At 67.1% G+C, this 18,135-nt stretch carries 17 protein-coding genes; 7 read left to right on the forward strand and 10 right to left on the reverse strand.

Annotated elements, in window-relative coordinates; translation table 11 throughout:
• Window positions 1–22 precede the first annotated feature (22 nt).
• The gene (locus QME71_06315) at window positions 23–799 is read right to left on the reverse strand and encodes an SDR family oxidoreductase (protein ID MDI6857911.1); all 777 of its coding nucleotides are present in this window, start codon (window positions 797–799) and stop codon (window positions 23–25) included.
• A gap of 12 nt (window positions 800–811) precedes the next feature.
• Window positions 812–1,630, reverse strand: a complete 819-nt coding sequence (locus QME71_06320; protein MDI6857912.1) for a glucose 1-dehydrogenase — start codon at window positions 1,628–1,630, stop codon at window positions 812–814.
• Between the two features lie 186 nt (window positions 1,631–1,816).
• Here QME71_06320 and larA point away from each other — a divergent pair, with 186 nt between their 5' ends.
• Entirely contained in the window at window positions 1,817–3,085 is a 1,269-nt protein-coding gene (gene larA / locus QME71_06325; GenBank protein MDI6857913.1) for a nickel-dependent lactate racemase, read from the forward strand.
• An 8-nt stretch (window positions 3,086–3,093) separates the two neighbouring features.
• Here larA and QME71_06330 read toward each other — a convergent pair whose 3' ends face one another.
• The 8 genes from QME71_06330 to QME71_06365 all read right to left on the reverse strand — a co-directional run bounded on the left by QME71_06330 (window position 3,094) and on the right by QME71_06365 (window position 12,320).
• Window positions 3,094–4,299 (reverse strand): hypothetical protein, encoded by a 1,206-nt coding sequence (locus QME71_06330; protein MDI6857914.1) that lies wholly within the window; start codon window positions 4,297–4,299, stop codon window positions 3,094–3,096.
• Window positions 4,300–4,518: 219 nt separating this feature from the next.
• The gene (locus tag QME71_06335) at window positions 4,519–5,709 is read right to left on the reverse strand and encodes a hypothetical protein (GenBank protein MDI6857915.1); all 1,191 of its coding nucleotides are present in this window, start codon (window positions 5,707–5,709) and stop codon (window positions 4,519–4,521) included.
• Window positions 5,710–5,842: 133 nt separating this feature from the next.
• Window positions 5,843–6,586 carry a hypothetical protein gene (locus tag QME71_06340; GenBank protein MDI6857916.1) on the reverse strand — a complete coding sequence of 248 codons (744 nt, stop codon included), beginning with the start codon at window positions 6,584–6,586 and terminating at the stop codon, window positions 5,843–5,845.
• A gap of 326 nt (window positions 6,587–6,912) precedes the next feature.
• Window positions 6,913–8,388, reverse strand: a complete 1,476-nt coding sequence (gene gcvPB / locus QME71_06345; GenBank protein MDI6857917.1) for an aminomethyl-transferring glycine dehydrogenase subunit GcvPB — start codon at window positions 8,386–8,388, stop codon at window positions 6,913–6,915.
• Window positions 8,385–9,698, reverse strand: a complete 1,314-nt coding sequence (gcvPA, locus tag QME71_06350) for an aminomethyl-transferring glycine dehydrogenase subunit GcvPA (GenBank protein ID MDI6857918.1) — start codon at window positions 9,696–9,698, stop codon at window positions 8,385–8,387. Before gcvPA ends, gcvPB begins: the two co-directional genes overlap by 4 nt.
• A gap of 6 nt (window positions 9,699–9,704) precedes the next feature.
• On the reverse strand, window positions 9,705–10,100 hold the full coding sequence (gcvH, locus tag QME71_06355; GenBank protein ID MDI6857919.1) for a glycine cleavage system protein GcvH: 396 nt from the start codon (window positions 10,098–10,100) through the stop codon (window positions 9,705–9,707).
• A 258-nt stretch (window positions 10,101–10,358) separates the two neighbouring features.
• A complete protein-coding gene (gene gcvT, locus QME71_06360; GenBank protein MDI6857920.1) occupies window positions 10,359–11,462 on the reverse strand; it encodes a glycine cleavage system aminomethyltransferase GcvT in 1,104 nt (367 codons plus the stop codon).
• Window positions 11,463–11,471: 9 nt separating this feature from the next.
• Entirely contained in the window at window positions 11,472–12,320 is an 849-nt protein-coding gene (locus QME71_06365; GenBank protein MDI6857921.1) for an MBL fold metallo-hydrolase, read from the reverse strand.
• Window positions 12,321–12,519: 199 nt separating this feature from the next.
• Between QME71_06365 and QME71_06370 the strand changes: the two genes are divergently transcribed.
• From QME71_06370 to QME71_06395, 6 genes are all read left to right on the forward strand, one after another.
• On the forward strand, window positions 12,520–13,434 hold the full coding sequence (locus QME71_06370; protein ID MDI6857922.1) for a branched-chain amino acid transaminase: 915 nt from the start codon (window positions 12,520–12,522) through the stop codon (window positions 13,432–13,434).
• Window positions 13,435–13,471: 37 nt separating this feature from the next.
• Complete coding sequence (locus QME71_06375) at window positions 13,472–14,335, forward strand: PH domain-containing protein (protein MDI6857923.1); 864 nt, start codon at window positions 13,472–13,474, stop codon at window positions 14,333–14,335.
• A gap of 383 nt (window positions 14,336–14,718) precedes the next feature.
• Entirely contained in the window at window positions 14,719–15,399 is a 681-nt protein-coding gene (locus QME71_06380) for a M23 family metallopeptidase (protein MDI6857924.1), read from the forward strand.
• A gap of 28 nt (window positions 15,400–15,427) precedes the next feature.
• Entirely contained in the window at window positions 15,428–16,252 is an 825-nt protein-coding gene (locus QME71_06385; GenBank protein MDI6857925.1) for a prolipoprotein diacylglyceryl transferase, read from the forward strand.
• Window positions 16,253–16,325: 73 nt separating this feature from the next.
• Window positions 16,326–17,231, forward strand: coding sequence for a DMT family transporter (locus tag QME71_06390; protein MDI6857926.1), 906 nt, complete (start codon window positions 16,326–16,328; stop codon window positions 17,229–17,231).
• Window positions 17,232–17,276: 45 nt separating this feature from the next.
• Entirely contained in the window at window positions 17,277–18,122 is an 846-nt protein-coding gene (locus tag QME71_06395) for a patatin-like phospholipase family protein (protein ID MDI6857927.1), read from the forward strand.
• Window positions 18,123–18,135 lie beyond the last annotated feature (13 nt).

The raw sequence follows: 18,135 nt of genomic DNA on the forward strand, positions 1-18,135 counted from the left end.
TTAACTCCTCCCGGCGCCTCGATTACAGGTGGGCCAGCAGACCGCCGTCGACGAAGAGGGTCCGGCCGGTCATGTAACCCGCGGAGTCGGACGCGAGGTAGACGGCGAGCGGGCCCACTTCTTCCGGCTTGCCCGGGCGTCGCATAGGGATGAAGCGGATGAGGCGGTTCGCCTCCGGGTTGGGGTCGCCCAGCCCCGGCGTGTCCTCCATCCACGCCGGAGCGATGCAATTCACCGTGATACCCTGCGCCGCCCACTCCTGCGCCAGCGCCCGCGACAGGTTGAGGACGCCGCCCTTGGCCGCGCAGTACGCCGAGCAGTTGGGCAGGCCGCGCTCGCCCAGTCCGGACGCGACGTTGATGATCCGACCCCTCTTCTGCCTGAGCATGAGCGGCCCTACCGCCTTGCAGGCGAAGAAGACGCTATCGAGGTTTAGCCGCAGCACTTTGTCCCACTCGCCCGCAGTTATCTCCGCAACGGGCTTGGCCATAAAGAGGTCACAGCAGTTGACAAGGATGTCGATGCTCCCCATCTCCGACGCCGCATCAGCGACGATCGCCTCTACTCTGTCGAGAGCGATAGGATTGAGGCGCTTTGCGGTCGTGTTCTGCCCGCGGGCGGCAAGCTGACGCGCCGTCTCCTCGGCTGCCGCCACGTCGTCCTTGCTCTCGCCCGCCGAAGCGACGGTCACGCGCGCCCCCGCCTCGGCGAGGGCGAGCGCTATCGCCCGGCCCACGCTCGATCCGGCACCTATCACCAGGGCATTCTTGCCCGAAAGGTCGAACCCTTCGACTGCCATTCTGCGACCTCCTTACAGCGTCACGTGGGGGACGAAGCCGACAGGGGCGTAAGCGTTCGCCAGCCCGCCGCCGTCGACAACAAAGCCCTGGCCGGTAATATAGCTCGAAGCGTCGGAGGCAAGGAAGACCGCCAGCGGCCCCAGCTCCCACGCCTCGCCGAGGCGCTGCACCGGAATGAAGCGGCCCCGCTGTCGCCGCGCCTCCGCCTCCTGCTCGTTCGCCGGCGGCGCCTGCGACACGAAGCCGGGGATGATGCAGTTGACGCGCACGTTCTCGCGCACGAGCATCAGCGCCAACGACTTTGTGAATGAGATGACGCCCGCTTTCGCCGCGCTGTACGCCATGTCCTGCGGGAAGCCGCGCAGCGCCGTCCCCGACGACACGTTGATGATTACGCCGCCGCCCTGCTCGACCATGAGCTTCGCCGCCGCGCGGGCGCAGTAGAACGCGCTCGACAGGTTCACCGCCAGCGAGTCCTGCCAGTCCTCGTCCGAAATCTCCCAGACCGGCTTGCCCATCCCTCTCGCCTCGCCGATGCCGGCGTTGGCGAGCATGATGTCCACGCGCCCGAACTCCTCGCGCGCGCGGGCAACCAGGCGTTCCACCTGCTCCGGGTCGCGGACGTCCGTCCTCACGGCGATCGCCCGCTGCCCCGCTCCGAGGGCGTTCACGTCGTGCGCCGTTCCGTCGATCTGGGCCTGCGTGCGCGCCGCCGCCACGATGTGCGCTCCCGCTTTCGCCAGCGCCAGCGCCATTTCCTTCCCCAGCCCGCGTCCGGCGCCCGTCACCACGGCCACCTTGTCTTTCAGCGCTAGGCTTTCCAGAGTCATTCGCACCCGACCCCTTTCAGACGGCTCGCCGCTTAACCCGCTTCAAGCCGGACAGATGATAGCACCGGCGGCTCTTCGGGGCCAGACGAGACGGTCCACCCGGGCGGGACGCCACAAACGCGTTGATTCTAGAAGGCGTCCAACGTACGATTACCATCGCCGAAAGCCCGCCACGAAAGGGACACGTTGAAACTCGATCTTCCTTACGGCCGAGGAGTGCTGGGTGTCGAGCTGCCCGACGACACCCATGTCCTCCTGCCGTCCCGGTCGACCGCTCTCGCCGTGCCCGAAGAGGCGGTGCGCCTGGCGCTGCGACGGCCCCTGAACTCGCCTCCTCTGCGCGACCTGCTCTCGCCCCATAACAGCGTCGCAATCGTCATCAGCGACATCACCCGCCCCGTGCCCAACCGGGTTCTCCTGCCACCCGTCCTTGAGACGATTGCCGCGGCCGGCGTTCCCCGCGAGCGCGTTGTCGTCATCAACGGAACGGGGATGCACCGCGCCAATACCCGCGAGGAGCTAGCGTCGATGCTGGGCGAGGACGTCGTGCGCGAATACCGCATCGTCAACCACGATGCCCGCGACCCCTCGACGCTCGGCCGCATCGAAGTCGACGGCGAGGACTTCTGGCTCAACCGCGAGTACCTGGAGGCGGGCGTAAAGGTGCTCACCGGCTTCGTGGAGCCGCACATCTTCGCCGGCTACTCCGGCGGCGGCAAGGCGGCGCTTCCCGGCCTCGCGGGCGCCGAGACGGTCCTGAAGAACCACGGCGTCGACATGCTCTCGCACCCCCGCGCGACCTGGTGCTGCGCCGAGGGCAACCCCATCTTCGAGCAGGTCCGCCGCGTCGCTCTCGCCACCGCGCCCGCTTTCATCGTCAACGTGACGCTGAACGAGCGGAAGGAGATAACCGGCGTCTTCGCGGGAGAGCTTGCTGCTGCGCACGATGCAGCTATAGCGCAGGCCGCCGCGCAGGCGCTGACCACGATCCCGCACCTGTACGACGTCGTCGTGGCGACGAACATGGGCTGGCCCGCCGACATCAACCTCTACCAGTCGATGAAAGCGATGTCGGTGGCGGCGCAGGCCGTGCGGCCGGGCGGCGCCATCGTCCTCGCCGCCGAGTGCGCCGAAGGGCTGGGGAACGACGACTTCTCGCGCCTGCTGACGAGCGAGCGGTCATTCCCCGCTCTGATGGAGAAGATACGGCGGCCGGGCTTCGCGGCCGACGAACAGTGGGGCGTGCAGTGCATCGCCATGGTCGCGGAGAAGGCCGACATCTACGTGCACTCCTGTCTACCGCGAGATGTTATCGAGGGGCAGGCGCACCTGCGTCACAGTGAGGACGTTACCGAGACCGTTAGATCGCTTCTGAGGGCGAAGAACGGGGGACGTAAGCCCAGCGTCGCCGCCCTACCCCACGGCCAGCTTACCGTCCCCCGTCTGCAGCGTTAGACCCCGCCTTAGCGCCGCAGCACGCACGACTGCGGCTCCGGTTCGGGCGGTTGCCACCAGTCGTACATGCTGTCCCAGAAGATGAGGCCGTAGTAGTCCAGTATCCCGGCGGGGCCCAGCTCATCGACGACGCGCTGCGGCTCACCGCCATCGGAAGGGACGAGCCACAACGAAGCCCGCATGTCTTCGTCCAGCCGCGGGAACAGCAGCCACTGGCCATCGCGCGACCACAGCGGCCGCTCATCGCGGTACGCGGGGTCGCCGGTCAGGGGGCGCTGATCGCTGCCGTCGCTATTCATCACCCATATTCGCCTGTCGCGCGTAAGCTCGGGGATCAGGCCGGACGCAAGCCCCGCCGTGTTTTCGGGCTGCGAGACGAAGGCGATGCGGTGCCCGTCCGGCGACCAGGCCGGCTCCAGCGACGCCTTGTCGGCCGCGGTGAGCGGCGTCACTTCCCCGGTTTCGACGTTGACCAGCGCGATCCGCTTGTCGGTCCAGCTTGCGCGGCCGACGCCCTCCGTCACCGCCAACATCGACCCGCCGGGCGCCGGCGACACCATTCCCGGCCGTGTCAGGCCGAGGTAGAGGGGACGCGGCTCGCCTCCGGCGACGGGGACCGCCATGAGGTTCGTGCCGTCGGCCATGAGCGACGCCGAGAACTGGATGTCGTCCCAGAAGAGGACGTACTTGCTGTCCGCGGTCCAGCCCTCCAGCACGATGCCGCTGTACTTCGACTCGTGGAGCGTCATGACCTCGCCTGTGCTCATGTCCTCCAGCATGAGCCTGTGGTAGCGGCGGAACGGGCTGCTTTCGTCAGCCACGGCCTCGACGTACGCGCGGTGCTTCCCGTCCGGACTCACGCGCTCGTCCTCTTCCGGCGACGGCGTCTCTTGCGGCAGAAGCTGCTCGCCTGAGCCGTCCTCACGCACCTCCCACATAGCGCCGTCCCTCTCGAACGACAACGATTCGCCGGACGGCGACCAGCGCGGCTTCGTGGCAACAGTCACTCGGCGCGGCTCGCCGTCGGGCAGGTCCTTCACGTAGATTACGCCGTCGAGCTCGTATGCCACCTTCCCGAGGTTGCTAGCGGCCGGCGGCTGTGGCGCGATGGTGTCGGCCGGGCTCTCGCAGTTCGCGGAACCGAGGGCGGGCAGCAGCAGAAGGAGCGACGCGGCGCAGAGAAGAGCGGCTGGAAACGGTCGTCTTGTCCTCATCGGTCCCATCTCCCCGTGTCCTTTGCGCCAGTGTACCGTTGCCGAGTTTCCATCTGCCGGACGGCTCGCCTGCTGATTCCTTACGCTTTCCCTACGCTCGCTGGGGCGATCTGTCAACGGACAGTAAACAGATAAGCGGACGCCGCTCGACTCTGCCCGAAACGCCGGTTAACCCATGGCGCCGATTGGCTGCAGAATTTCATGGTGCAGCCGGGAAGGTTACCGGTGGCGCTGCTCATGCGCCGCCGGCGCGCAAGCCTGCCTGCCGGCCAGGCGGGCCAGATACGTCCCCCTGCCGATGCGGCGTTTGGCCGCAAGCAACTTCCGCACAACCATTCCCGTCGCCAGCAGCGAGATGCCGAGCGCCGCCAGCAGCGTTGCCTCTGCGTTCGAGCCGCCTGCGCCGCCCTCGCCCGCCTGCCCTGTCGCCGGCAGCGTCACCGAGCCCTCACCGGTCTCGCCCGGCTGTTCGTCCCCGCCCGCGCCGGTACCGTCGGGCGGGCCGCACTCGCCAAACCAGCCGCTGTTCATCGGCGCCACCGCGTACGCCCTCTCGACGCCGCCCACCGTCGCCTTCACCACTGCCGCCGCCGTTACGCTGCCGCAATCGGCATCTGCTTTGAGCCCGTAAGACGCCCTGAAGACGTCGATCGATTCGCCAGGGGCAAGGGCGCCAAACGAGGAGAGGTCCCAGGAGGCAAGGCCGGCGGCGGGGACGACGCTGCTGGCTGCCGGATCGGCCTCCGTCAGGGCGACCGGGCCGTCGTGGCGGACAGTCAGCAGGAGACCCGTCGCCTCGGACGCCGATGTGTTCTTCAGGGTTACGACGTAAATGGCCTGCCGGCCGACGCCCCAGAACCGCCGGAACGTCGAAAGCTCTTTCGGCGGGTCGGCGGCCGACGGGTCGCCGACGAAGACCAGCGGGGTCGATGCCGCCACTACACCCTCATGCGAAACCACCCGCAGTTCCGACCTCGATTCCCCTTCCGCCCGCATGTTCATCAGCAGCACGGCCCTCGATTCCACCGTCTGATGAGGTGGGATCCCTTCCCCCTCGAACGATGTTGGCGAGGCCGCGACCGGCAGCAGCTCTCCGTTGCGCCGCACTTCGATGAAGAACGTCTCGACGGCCGGGCCGGCGGTGGCGGGCACGATTTCAACCCGACCGGCGGGCCGCGCCTCGTCCGACTCATTGATGTAGCGCGTAACACACTCGACCACCGTCCACTCGTTAGGCCGCATTACGTTGGGGGAGCACTCATGCTCGAGCCTCAGGCCGGAGGCGGTCGCTTCCGGGGCGGGCGTTGGAGTCGCCGCCTCCGGCGTCTGAGCGATGATGAGCCGCGGGCCGGTGCCAAGAACGAGCGCGACCAGCGTTGCCGTCAGCAAACAGGCCGCTCTTGCTGCCATCACGCCGCCTCCCGCTGGAACCCCGTTCCCGATTTCGCACCTGCTACAACGCTCGAAAGCGAAATTAGTTAACGAGCGTGTAGAGCTTTTTCGCCCCCATTTCGTCATTTCTCTTTCTCGCCGCGAAAACCCGTTATCCGTCGCCAAAGCGCTCCCAGTTGGGGAACAGTCCCCGCGCTTCCAGCGCCGGCGTTAGTAGCTCGTCGGCCAGAACGTACGCGTACATGACGCCCGTCAGCAGCCAGCGTCCCTCCTCGAAGGCCCAGGACGTGTTGAGGGCCACGCGAAGCGGCCCCTCGCCGGCGATGTCGGTGGGGCGCTCGATGATGGCGGTGACGATGGCGTCGTACCGGCCGCCGCCGACGTTCAGCGCGTACACCTGGGGCTCGCCGCCGCCGAACGCATCGCTTTCGTCAGGCAGCGTTCCGCTGAAGAAGGCGTCGAGGCCGCGCACCGCCGTCTCGACGGGCACGGTCGCCCCCTCGGAGCGCCAAGCCGACACCTCGAAGCCGTCGAACTCCTGTCCGACCGATTCGCAGGCCGGCCCGCCGGGGCCCCGCGGCTCCACGTCCTCCTGCCGGCAGACGATGTGCCTCGTCCGCATCCTCTCGCGCAGGAAATCGACCGGCTGCGTCTTTATTGCTGTATCCAGGTCCGCCGCGAAGGCGCGGAATTCGGCGTCCTGGGGCTGCTCGCCGGAGACGCTCGTGGGCGACGCCTCGGGTGGAGCCGTCGCCGTCGCGCCGGCGGGCGGCGTCGGTGAGGGTGTCGACTCCTCGTCCTCCGCTCCCCCGCAACTCACCGCGAACAACAAGAACAGGACGACCAGCGCGACAGCGCGGGCCACGAAGAAAGCGCTTCCAGCGATGGCTCTCATCCCTCAATTCCCTCCTCGTCGTTAGTCTTTGCGTCACGGAGCAGCCGTCGCCCTGCTGCCGCCTCGCAGTCTTCTTCTTGAATAATAGCTACGGACACCACGCTCCGACTGACCGCAAACGTGCCGGAATCATTACAGACGGCGCGTCAATCTCATTGATAGCCGAGAGCGCAGCGAGACGCTTGACGCCCGGCCGTCGCTTTCCCTGCGGTTCCCTTACGCCGCGACACGCGGACCGAGAATCGAGGCCGGCCGGCCGCCGGGGCGCCTGACGATCATTGACAGGCTGTGTGAGAAGGGAATCGTGACCGGTGGGCGCCTGGAGATTAGCGCTGGTCCTGCGGCGTCTCGTCCTTTCGCCAGCGGAGCACGGGCCGGCGCGCTGCCGTCGCCTCATCGAGACGGCGCAGGGGGGCGTTGTGCGGCGCCTCGCGCAGCAGCGACGGCTCATCTTCCGCCTCGCGCGCGATCGCCAGCATCGCCTCGCAGAAGGCGTCGAGCGTCTCCTTACTCTCCGTCTCCGTCGGCTCGATCATCAACGCCTCGTCAACGATCAGCGGGAAGTACATCGTCGGCGGGTGGGAGCCGTAGTCGATGAGCCGCTTGGCGATGTCGTGGGCGCGCACGCCGTGCGCCTTCTGCCGCGACGCCGAAAGGACGACCTCGTGCAGGCAGCGGCGGTCGCAGGGGAGGCGGTAGGCGCTGCGAAGGCGGGCCAGCAGGTAGTTGGCGTTGATGACAGCGCTCTCGCTCACCTCGCGCAGGCCTTCCGCGCCAAGGCTGCGGATGTAGGCGTACGCCCTGACCATGACGCCGAAGTTGCCGTGGAACAGCCCCATCCTGCCGATGCTGCGCTCCGGCTCCGTCAGTACGAAGCTGTTGTCGTCGCGGCGCGTCACCTGGGGCGCGGGCAGGAACGGGGCGAGCGGCGCCTTCACGGCGATGGGGCCGGAGCCGGGGCCGCCGCCGCCGTGCGGGGTGCTGAACGTCTTGTGCAGGTTCGTGTGGACGACGTCGAAGCCGAGATCGCCCACTTTCACGCGGCCGAGGAGGGCGTTGAGGTTGGCGCCGTCGCAGTAGAGGAGCGCGCCCCGATCATGCACCATCGCCGCGATCTGCAGGATGTTCGTGTCGAAGAGGCCGAGCGTGTTGGGCTGCGTCAGCATCACGGCCGCCACGTCGTCGCCCAGGGCAGCGGCGAGCGCGGGGACGTCCGTATTCCCCTGCGAATCGGACGCTACGGAGACGACCTCGAAGCCGCCCATCGCTGCCGTCGCGGGGTTCGTCCCGTGGGCGGAGTCGGGCACGAGCACGCGCCGCCGCGACTCGCCTCGACTCCGCAGGTACGCCTTTATCGTCAGAATGCTGGCGAGCTCGCCGTGCGCGCCCGCCGCCGGCGCGAGCGAGACGGCGTCCATGCCCGTGATCTCCGCCAGCAGCCGTTGCAGCTCGAACATGAGGGCGAGCGCGCCCTGCGCCGTCTCCGACGGCTGGAGCGGGTGAAGCTGCGCGAAACCCGGCAGGCCCGCCAGCTCCTCGTGCACCTTGGGGTTGTACTTCATCGTGCAACTGCCGAGGGGATAGAAGATGCAATCGACGCAGAAGTTGAGGTGCGAGAGGTCGGTGAAGTAGCGGACGAGGCCGGGTTGCGACAGCTCGGGCAGGTTGAGCTTGTCGCGCAGGAGCGCGGAGGGCGGCAGGGGCGCTTCCGGCACGTCGAGCTCGGGCAGCGTGACCGCGGTGCGGCCCGGACGGCTGAGATCGAAGCTGAGCCGGTCTCCGATGCTTGCGGCGCCGTTCATCGCCCGATCTCCTCGAGCGCCGCGACAAGCGAGTCGATCTCGCCGCGGGTGTTCATCTCGGTGACGCAGAGGAGCATGCCGTTTTCGATACGATGGGAGACGTCGAGGCCGCCGATGATGCCGCGTTCGAGGAGGGCGGCGTTGATTGTTTGCGGCGGCCGCGGGCACCGGACGACAAATTCCTTGAAAAACGTCCCCCTCAGGGGCAGCGAGTAGCCGGGCAGCGACGCTATCGCGGCCGCCGCAAACTGCGACTTCCGATAGCAGTGCTCGGCCACCCTCCGCAGACCCTGCGGCCCGAGCGCGCACAGGTAGACCGTCACCGCCAGCGCCGCAAGCTGCTCGTTCGACGAGATGTTCGACGTCGCACGCTCGCGCCGTATGTGCTGCTCGCGCGCCTGTAGCGTCAGCACATACCCCGTGCGGCCTTCGGAGTCGCGCGTTCGCCCGACAATGCGGCCCGGCATCCTGCGCAGGTAGCGCTCTCGCGTCGCGAACAACCCCACATACGGCCCGCCGAAGCTCATCGGTATGCCCAGCGGCTGCCCCTCGGCCACGACGATATCCGCCCCGTAGTCGCCCGGGGGACGGAACAGCCCCAACGATATGGGGTCGACGGCAACCACGTACAGCGAGCCGTTCGCCCGCGCCGCCTCGCCGAGTGAGCGCGCATCTTCGAGGTAGCCGAAGAAGTTCGGCTGCTGCACGGCCAGGCAGGCGTGCCCGCCTTCCAGCGCCACCGCTTCCGGCTCCATCACGTCCACGCCCAGCCCCCGACCGGCGGCGTACGTCCGCACGACGTCCTGGCAATGCGGGTGCGCCGTCGAAAGCAGGGCGATGCGGTCGCGGCCTGCGATCGACGCCGCCATCAGGCAGGCCTCGGCCAGCGCGCTCGCGCCGTCGTACATCCCTGCGTTCGCTACTTCCATGCCCGTCAACTCACAGACCAGCGACTGGAACTCGAAGATAGTCTGCAGCGTCCCCTGGCTTACCTCCGGCTGATAGGGCGTGTAGGGAGTGGCGAACTCGCCGCGGCTGATTATGTGATTGACGACGGCGGGGATGAAGTGACGGTACGAGCCGGCGCCGAGGAAGCACGGCATCTCGCCCGCGGGCCGGTTTCGCGCCGCAAGCGTCGAGAGCTCACGGCGCAACTCGATTTCGCTTAGCGGCGGCGGCAGGTCGAGCGGCGGGTCGCGGTGCTGCGCGGGAATGTCGTCGAACAATTCGTCGACCGAACGCGCGCCGATGACCCGCAGCATCGCCCGGCGGTCTTCTTCGGTGTTGGGGACGTACGGGTTCCGCGACAACCCGGCCTACTCCTCGCTTTCCGCGGCGATGAGCGCGTCGTACTCCTCAGCGGTGAGCAGCTTCTCCAACTCTGAGAAGTCGGCGACGCTCATCCTGACGAGCCACCCTTCGCCATAGGGGTCGCTGTTGACGATCTCCGGCGACTCGCGCGCGCTCTCGTTGACCTCGATGACCTCACCGCTAAGGGGCGCGAACAGGTCGGATACCGCCTTCACCGACTCCGCTTCGCCCAGTTTCTCGAACTGCCGCAGCTCGGTCCCCGGCTCCGGCAGGTCGAAATAGACCAGGTCGCCCAATTGCTCCTGCGCGTAGTCGGTGATGCCGACGACGGCGGCGCCGTCCTCCAGGCGCACCCACTCGTGCTCCCGCGTGTACTTCAGGTCCTTCGGACTCTCAGTCATACCGGCCTCCTCACCTCCCCGGAAAAGGGGAGTCCCGAGGGGGATCGTCCCCCTCAGGCAGGGGTCTCAGGGGATGCGCCCCTGATATTGGATCTGAGAATACGCCTGTGGGTGGGCGGGTGGGAAGATAAACGTTCATGTTGAGAGCAGCGGCAGCGGCCACCCCAGGCGACAACGGAAGACGAAGTGCAGGGCCTTCGAGCATCGAACCACGCAAATCCCTTTCGGCCCAAGAGCCACATCGGGATTGCCTGCCCCCTATTGTGGCCGCCTGTAGAACGGCCGCCCCACCACCTCCGCCGCCAGCCGCTTTCCCCGCACGTCGACATCCAGTCGCGTCCCTTCTTCCGACAGCGCGACCGGCACGTAGCCCATCCCAATGCTCACCCCCAGCGTCGGCGAGAAGCCGCCGCTCGTCAGCGCGCCCACTACCTCGCTGTCCCGCAGTATCGCGTGGCCCGCCCGCATGATCCCTCCCGTCGCCGCCCGCAGGCAGACGAGGCGGCGCTCGGGGCCGCGTTCGCGTCGCCTAAGCAGCGCCTCCTTGCCCACGAACCACCTGTCGCCGCCGAGGTCGACCACCCACTCCAGGCCCGCCTCGAAAGGATCGGTCGACGTGTCGATATCGGCGCCGTGCAGCAGCAGCGCCGCCTCCAGCCGCAGCGTGTCGCGGGCGCCCAGGCCGCACGGCTGCATACCCCCCGCGACCAACCCCTCCCACAGCGCCCGGCCAGCCGTGACCGACGTTATCAGCTCGAAGCCGTCCTCGCCCGTGTAGCCGCTCCGCGATACGAACGCCTTCGTCCCCAGCAGCTCGAACTCCGTGCAGCCGCGACGGGGCAACCGCTCTATGAGGTCGCGCCCCAGCGCCTCGGAAAGCCGGCCTCTCGCCTGCGGCCCCTGCACGGCCAGCATCACCGTCTGCGCCTGACGGTCGTCGAGACGCACCGTCATCCCCGCTTCAACGAGCCGCGCTATCTGATCGCGATCGCGGTCCGCGTTCGCCGCGTTACCGGCGACCAAATATCGTCCCTCCTCCAGCCGGAAGACGAACAGGTCGTCGATGATCCCGCCGTCCTCGCGGCAGAGCAGCGCGTAATGGCCGCGCCCATGTCCGAGGCGGGCGACATCGAAGGTAAACGCACGACGCAGCAGCGATTCCGCGTCCGGCCCGGTCACGAACAGACGCCCGAGGTGGGAGACGTCGAAGATGCCGGCCGCCCAGCGGACCGCCCGGTGCTCCTCAACGATTCCCTTGAATTGCAGCGGCATCTCCCAGCCGGCGAAGACGGTCATGCGCGCGCCCATGCGACGGTGCAGGTTCTCCAGGGGGCTCTTCCGCAGGTCCTTCTCGTCGCCCATATCGTCCTGCTAGACGGGCGCCCACTTCCGTCTGCCGTCGGGCGTCGCCGTCATGCGTCCGACGCCGGGAAAGGGCAGGTGTACGCATATGAGCAGCGCCTTCTCCCTTATCGCCTGCTCGACCACCCGCTTCTTCGTCTCCATCGACATCAGCGGCAGCACGTCGAACGCCGAGACCCAGGCAGTCCGCTCCAGTTGCACCGCCGTCTGCACGAGGTCGCCGATGTATATCGCCATCTCGCGGCCGGAGGTGATGACGACGCTGCCGTGCCCCTCGCTGTGGCCGGGCGTGGCGATCACCGTCACCTCGTCGGTGATCCGCGTCTCGCCGTCGATCAGGCGGAGGCGGCCGCTTTCCGCCACCGGCTCTAGGTTCTCCGGTAGGTACGTCGCGCGCGTGCGCTCGTTGGGGTGCGTCGCCGCTTCCCACTCCTTCTCGCGAACCGCGTACTCGGCGCGCGGGAAGGTGGGGACGAGCCGGTCGTCGACGTAGCGCGTGTTCCAGCCGCAGTGGTCGGCGTGCAGGTGCGTGTTGATGACGACGTCGATCTCCTCCGGCCCGCCCAGGTTCGCCTGCAGGTCGCTCAGCAAGTTGCCTTCTTCGACGGGCGACGACTGCTCCCGCATGCCGCCCGCCTTATCGCCGACGCCGGTTTCGACCAGCAGCTTTTTCCCCTGCGACTCGAACAGCAGGCAGTTGAGGCCGAGCGTGAGACGGTGGTGGTCGTCGAGGGGGCCGGCGAGCGGCTCCCAGCGCTCGCGGGGCACGAGGCCAAAGGTAGCGCCGGCGTCGAGGTAGAACGAGCCGTCGGAGAGGACGATGAGGTCGATGTTGCCGACGCGGTATCGGTTCGTCAATCGGCTCAAGGGAGGGCGTTTCCAGGTCCGTCTGCTAAGAGAAGCATAAACGGCGCCAAGCGGCCCCGTCAATCGCGCAACGGTAGAACCAGCCGGAACAGGGGGAGGACCCGTTTGCGGTGCGCGCCGCCTGGGGTTGCTGGGGCAGGGAATGCGCCCTATAATGGCACCTACCGTCCCTCGAAAGGAGCCTACGGGTATGCCCACACCCTACGCCTACATACGAAAGCAGTTCGTGCCGCTCGCCGACGCGAAGGTGGGCGTGATGACCCACGCCTTCAACTACGGCACCGGCTGCTTCGAGGGGATCCGCGGCAACTGGAACGAGGCCCACGAGAAGATATTCCTTTTCCGCCTCCGCGACCACTTCACCCGCCTGTTCAAGAGCAGCCGCATCCTCAAGATAGCCGTCGACGGGAACGAAGACGACCTGTCCGACATCGCCGTCAAGCTGGTCGGCATGTGCGGCTACACCGAAGACATATACCTCCGCGTCATCGCCTACAAGTGCTCGGAGGTCATCGGCGTGCGCATGCACAACCTCGAAGACGACCTCCTGATGTATGTGGCGCCCTTCGGCCCCTACCTCGACGTCGAGAAGGGGATACGCTGCATGACGTCGTCGTGGGTGCGCGTGGACGACATGGCCATTCCGGCGCGCGCCAAGGTGACGGGCCTCTACGTGAACTCCGCTCTCGCCAAGACGGAGGCGCAGGAGAACGGCTTCGACGAGGCGATACTGCTCAACCGCGACGGCCACGTCTCGGAAGGAAGCGGCGAGAACATATTCCTGGTCATGAACGGCGCCCTCGTCACGCCGCCGCCCTCCGATAACATACTCGTCGGCATCACGCGCGACACCGTCATCCGCCTCGCCCGCGACGAGCTGGGCATCGAGACCATCGAGCGGCCCATCGACCGCAGCGAGCTGTACGTCGCCGACGAGTGCTTCATGACGGGCACCGCCGCCCACGTGACTGCCGTCGTCGACATCGACCGCCGGCCCATCGGAAACGGCCAGACCGGCGACGTCACGCACCGTCTCCAGAAGCTGTATTTCGAGGTTATCCGTGGCGAAAACGCAAAGTACGCCGCCTGGTGCACCCCTGTCTGACCCGAGACCGCCGGTCACTTTCCGCCCGCGGCGAGGCGTGGGGATAGCTCTCGGCGCCATGGCGGCGCTGTGGTCGTTCGCGCTCGCGGGACTCCTCGTGTCGCGCGGCCTCACCCAGGAGGTCTCGCTTTCCGCGTTCGGCTGTCACCTGCTCGCGACTGTCTTCTTCGCCCTCGGCTGCCTCTTCGCTTACTGGACGTACGCCTGCGCCACCCTCCGCTACGAACTCGACCGCAACGGCCTCGCGATCAAGTGGGGTTTCATTCGCCAGATCGTCCCCCTGGATAAGATCGAGAAGCTCGAAACGGCGTACTCGGAAGCGGTTCCCAAACTTGAGGGGCTCGCATGGCCCGGACACCAGGTGGGACGAAGCCACATAGAGCGCTTCGGCGACATCCTTTTCTACGCGACGCACCGCAACCCTGAAGAGCTGGTCTACGTTGTCACGGCGCAGCAGACGTACGCGGTCTCGCTTTCGGAGCGGCAGGAGTTCGTCGCCGAGGTGGAAGCGCGACGGAAAGAAGGCCCCAAGATCGCCCTGCGCCAGCGGCCGCGGCGGTCCTTCCTCGTGGGGCAGCCCATCTGGAGTGACCGGACTGCGCACGGCCTTGCCCTTGCCGGGATAGCCGTGTGGGCGGCGACGCTGGGCCTCGTCTTCGCGCGCTATCCCGGGCTGCCGGACAGCCTGGCGATGTCGTTCCCGCCGCTGGAGGTGACGCGCGTCGCCTCGAAGAGCGAGCTGCTGTCGCTGCCGACGACGGCGCTCGGCGTGCTTGCGGTGAACCTCGTGCTCGCCTTCGCGTTCCACGCCTGGGAGCGGATAGTTTCGCACCTGCTGCTGGTGGCGCTGGTGGGTGTGCAGGCGGTGTTCCTGGTGGGCGCCGCCATCGCTGTCAGCTAGCCTGCTGGCTCTCTGCACCTCGACACCGCCTAGCTCGAGAACCTTCCCCTGCTCGACGAATATCCGACGCAAAGTGACGGCGCAAGACCGAAACGGAAGGCGGCCACTCACGAGCGTGGGCCGCCGGCGGCGCAACATCAGCGCCGATCTTCCCACCCTCCCGCCCGCGAAAAGTCCTTTCAGGGGGACACCCCCTGAAACCCCCGGCTGCCGGCCGGCAGGCCCGGCAGAGGGCAGCGCCCTCTGCACTCCCATTGGCTCTCGCTCGGAAGCGGGACGACGACGCTCCTTGGGTTGCCTTTCCCACCCACCGCCGCTATCCTTGAACAGAATCAACCGCTTTCCCTATCGGAGGAGTCACCCTGACACGCCCACTGCTGATAATGATAGCGGGGCTCTTTCTCGCTTCGGCGCTCATCTCCTGCGGCGGCGACGATAACTCTTCTCCCAACAGCCGGGTAACCATCGCCGGCGTTACGATTGCTCCCTCGCCCACGCCCGACCTCACCGGCTTCAGCTACCCCATCGCCGGCGCCTGCCTGCCGAGCAGCGACAACCTCATGCCGAACGCGCCCCGCGAGTACCGCCAGGGAATCCACGAAGGGATCGATTTCTACGATTCCGATAACTGCGTCCTCATAGGGATGGATACGGAGGTGCTGGCGGCGAAGGAAGGCAAGGTGATCAGGGCCGACCTCAACTACCACGACCTGACGGCGGAAGAGCTGGCCGAGATCGACGAGCGCATCGCCGCTAAGGGGCAGTGCGACGAAGAGGCGCTGGACGTTTTCCGCGGGCGCCAGGTCTGGATCGACCACGGCGGCGGCGTCGTCACCCGCTACGCCCATCTCGGGCGGATCGCGGACGGCATCAGAACCGGAGTGTCGGTCAAGGCGGGCGACCTGATAGGATACGTGGGCAACTCCGGGACCCCGGAGTCGATCGACAACCCTATGAGCGAAATGCACCTGCATTTCGAGATACGGGTACGGGAGGACTATCTCGGGAAGGGGCTTTCGCCGCAGGAATGCCGCGCCTTGTACGAAAAGGCGTTCGCGCCCTAAACTGAATAGGTGAGGAGACACGGGAGGAATGGACCTTCTGCTGCTGACAATCAAAATCGGTCTTGACCCCGAGATCGGCAGGCTCGGGGGCCTGCTGCTGACGTGGCACGGCGTCTTCATCGCCCTCGGCATCGGCCTCGGCGTCTGGCTGGGCGTCTGGTTCGGCCGCCGCGCCGGCTTCAGCGAGGACGACGCATACACCATCGCCCTCATCGCCGTTCCCGCCGGCATTGTTGGCGCCCGCGTGCTGCACGTCGCCGAGAACTGGAGCAATTTCTCGGACAGCCCCCTCGACGTGTTCCGCATCAACGAGGGGGGCATCTCGCTTTACGGGTCGCTCGTCTTCGGCGTCGGCGCCGCCCTCATATACGGCTTGTGGAAGAAGATGCCCATCTTCCGAGGACTGGATGCCGCCGCTTTCGGCATGATCCTCGGCCAGGCCATCGGCCGCGTGGGTTGCGTCATCGCCGGCGACATCTACGCCGAACCGAGCAGCCTGCCCTTCGCCGTCGAATACACGCACGTCAACAGTCTGAGCTTCTTCCGCGGCCCGATGCACTTCGTCACCGCGTACGAGGTGGCCGGTGATCTTCTCATACTCCTCCTGCTGCTCGGCCTCTGGAAGTTCCGCGTCTTCAAGCGGGAGGGGCTTCTCTTCTTCACTTACGCCATCCTCTACTCGTTCATGCGGTTCTGGCTCAGCTTCCTCCGCCTCGACAAGGAGATAGTCCTCGGCCTCGTGATGGCCCAGCTCATCGCGCTTGCGGTGATAGCCGTCTCCGTAGTGGCGCTTGCGGCAGTCTTCCTGCTGCAACGACGGCGGCCCGCTCCCACGCCGGAGCTCGTGGCCTAGCCCTAGCGCCCTGCCGCTCATTCGAGAGGGAGCCGCCTGTGAGCGGAAATCGCCGCCTGGATCGGGGCCCGTAGTGCCGGGCGAAGTCGCTGCCCTGTCAGCGGCGGCTTTGTGGGCCGTGAGCACCGTCATGCTCACGGCGGAGACACGAAAACTCGGCGCCATCCGGCTGAACGCCCTCCGCAGCGCCTTCGCCGCCCTCTTCCTTATCGCCGCCGTTGTTGCCACCGGCGCCATGGACGAAGTGCGAGACATGAACGCCGCGACGGCCATCGCCATGGTGGGCTCGGGCGTCCTCGCCATGGGCGTCGGCGATAGCCTCTACTTCGCCAGCCTCGCGATCATCGGCGCCGCCCTCGCCGTGCCCATCTCTATAAGCGTCTACCCGCTCCTCACTTTCCTCATCGCCGCCTTCTGGCTCGACGAAGAGATAACTTGGAGAGTTCTCTTGGGCACGGCGCTGATCGTGGCCGGCGTCTCACTGCTCGTTCGTGGAGGATCGGCCCGGGAAAGACAATTCTTGGAGACCCAACCCACCTTTGCGCACCGTCGGCCGGGTTGGCAGATAGGGCTTTTCCTGATACTCCTCGCCTCCGTGGCTTGGGCCATCTCCACCACTTGGCTAAGGGCAGGCTCCGGAGATCTGGGGCCCGTAGCCGCCGCCGGCGTCCGCGTCGCCGCGACCTCGGCGGCATTGATGCCCGTAGCATATTATTTAAGAAAAGGGGTCTTGCCGCACGGATACGGATGGCGTGGGTTAACGGCGACTGCGGCCGGCGGCATACTCGGCATCGGCCTGGGTAGCATTGCCTACGTGTTCGCCGTGCAGGAGGCGGGCGCGGGCAAGACGGCGATCCTGACCTCGACGCTGCCGCTCTTCGCTCTCCCCCTCGCCGTTATCTTCCTCCACGAGAGGATCAATCTGCTGGTCATCCTCGGGACCCTGCTCTGCATACTCGGCATCTGGCTGGTGGCTTGAGCGGCGCCTCATCCAGGCAAGCGGCCGCAGACCAGGGGGTAAGCGGTGACATCCGGACAGAACGGTAGGCCGAGCATAGGACTGGCCCTCGGCGCCGGCGGGACGAAGGGCACGGCCCACGTCGGCGTCTTGAAGGTGTTGCAGGAGGCCGGCGTGCCCATCGACTGCGTGGCGGGCGCGAGCATCGGCGCGGCCTACGGGGCCGCCTGGCTCGCCGGCTACCCCATCGAGCGAATGGAGGAGGACGTTCTCGCCACCACGCCGCGCGACGTTTTGGCCTTTTTCGCCCACCGCCTCCGGTTGGACGCGGCCAGTCTTATCGGGCGCGGGTTCCACAGCCTGCTGAAAGACCTCACGTTCTCCGACCTTCGCCTTCCCTTTGCCGCCGTCGCCTCCGACCTCTTCGAGCGGCGGCGCGTCGTCATCAGGAGCGGGCCGCTGCTCCGGGCGGTGCAGGCAAGCATCGCCGTGCCCCTCATGGCACAGCCTGTGCGCTGGGGCGACCGCTACCTGGTGGACGGCGGGTTCTGGGAACAGGCGCCCGTCGATGTCGCCGCGGGAATGGGGGCGGCGCGCATCATCGACGTCGTTCTCGGCGAGTCGATCAATCTGCCGGCCCCGCTTCGCCCCTTCGGACGGGCGGCGCTGCGGCAATTGAGCGGCGCGGCGCGGCGCATGGGGCCCGGAAACTTTGCCGCCGCGGTGTTCCTGCTGTTCACCCTCCTTAACCCGCCGCACAGCGAGCACAAAGCGGACGTTACCATCAGGCCCGACGTCATCCGGATCAGCGCCAACTCTCCCTTCCACCTGCAGATGTGCATGAGACGGGGCGAAGAAGCGGCCCGCGCTGCCCTGCCCGAAATCAAAGCGTTGACGGGTGCAGCCTTCTAAAAGGGCACATCGA

The sequence above is a fragment of the Dehalococcoidia bacterium genome, assembly GCA_030018455.1.
Classification (GTDB): domain Bacteria; phylum Chloroflexota; class Dehalococcoidia; order DSTF01; family JALHUB01; genus JASEFU01.

Coding starts and splice junctions, on each gene's coding strand:
- QME71_06315 (MDI6857911.1), bottom strand. CDS start 799: ATGGCAGTCGAAGGGTTCGACCTTTCGGGCAAGAATGCCCTGGTGATA.
- QME71_06320 (MDI6857912.1), bottom strand. CDS start 1,630: ATGACTCTGGAAAGCCTAGCGCTGAAAGACAAGGTGGCCGTGGTGACG.
- QME71_06330 (MDI6857914.1), bottom strand. CDS start 4,299: ATGAGGACAAGACGACCGTTTCCAGCCGCTCTTCTCTGCGCCGCGTCG.
- QME71_06335 (MDI6857915.1), bottom strand. CDS start 5,709: ATGGCAGCAAGAGCGGCCTGTTTGCTGACGGCAACGCTGGTCGCGCTC.
- QME71_06340 (MDI6857916.1), bottom strand. CDS start 6,586: ATGAGAGCCATCGCTGGAAGCGCTTTCTTCGTGGCCCGCGCTGTCGCG.
- gcvPB (MDI6857917.1), bottom strand. CDS start 8,388: ATGAACGGCGCCGCAAGCATCGGAGACCGGCTCAGCTTCGATCTCAGC.
- gcvH (MDI6857919.1), bottom strand. CDS start 10,100: ATGACTGAGAGTCCGAAGGACCTGAAGTACACGCGGGAGCACGAGTGG.
- gcvT (MDI6857920.1), bottom strand. CDS start 11,462: ATGGGCGACGAGAAGGACCTGCGGAAGAGCCCCCTGGAGAACCTGCAC.
- QME71_06370 (MDI6857922.1), top strand. CDS start 12,520: ATGCCCACACCCTACGCCTACATACGAAAGCAGTTCGTGCCGCTCGCC.
- QME71_06380 (MDI6857924.1), top strand. CDS start 14,719: ATGATAGCGGGGCTCTTTCTCGCTTCGGCGCTCATCTCCTGCGGCGGC.
- QME71_06385 (MDI6857925.1), top strand. CDS start 15,428: ATGGACCTTCTGCTGCTGACAATCAAAATCGGTCTTGACCCCGAGATC.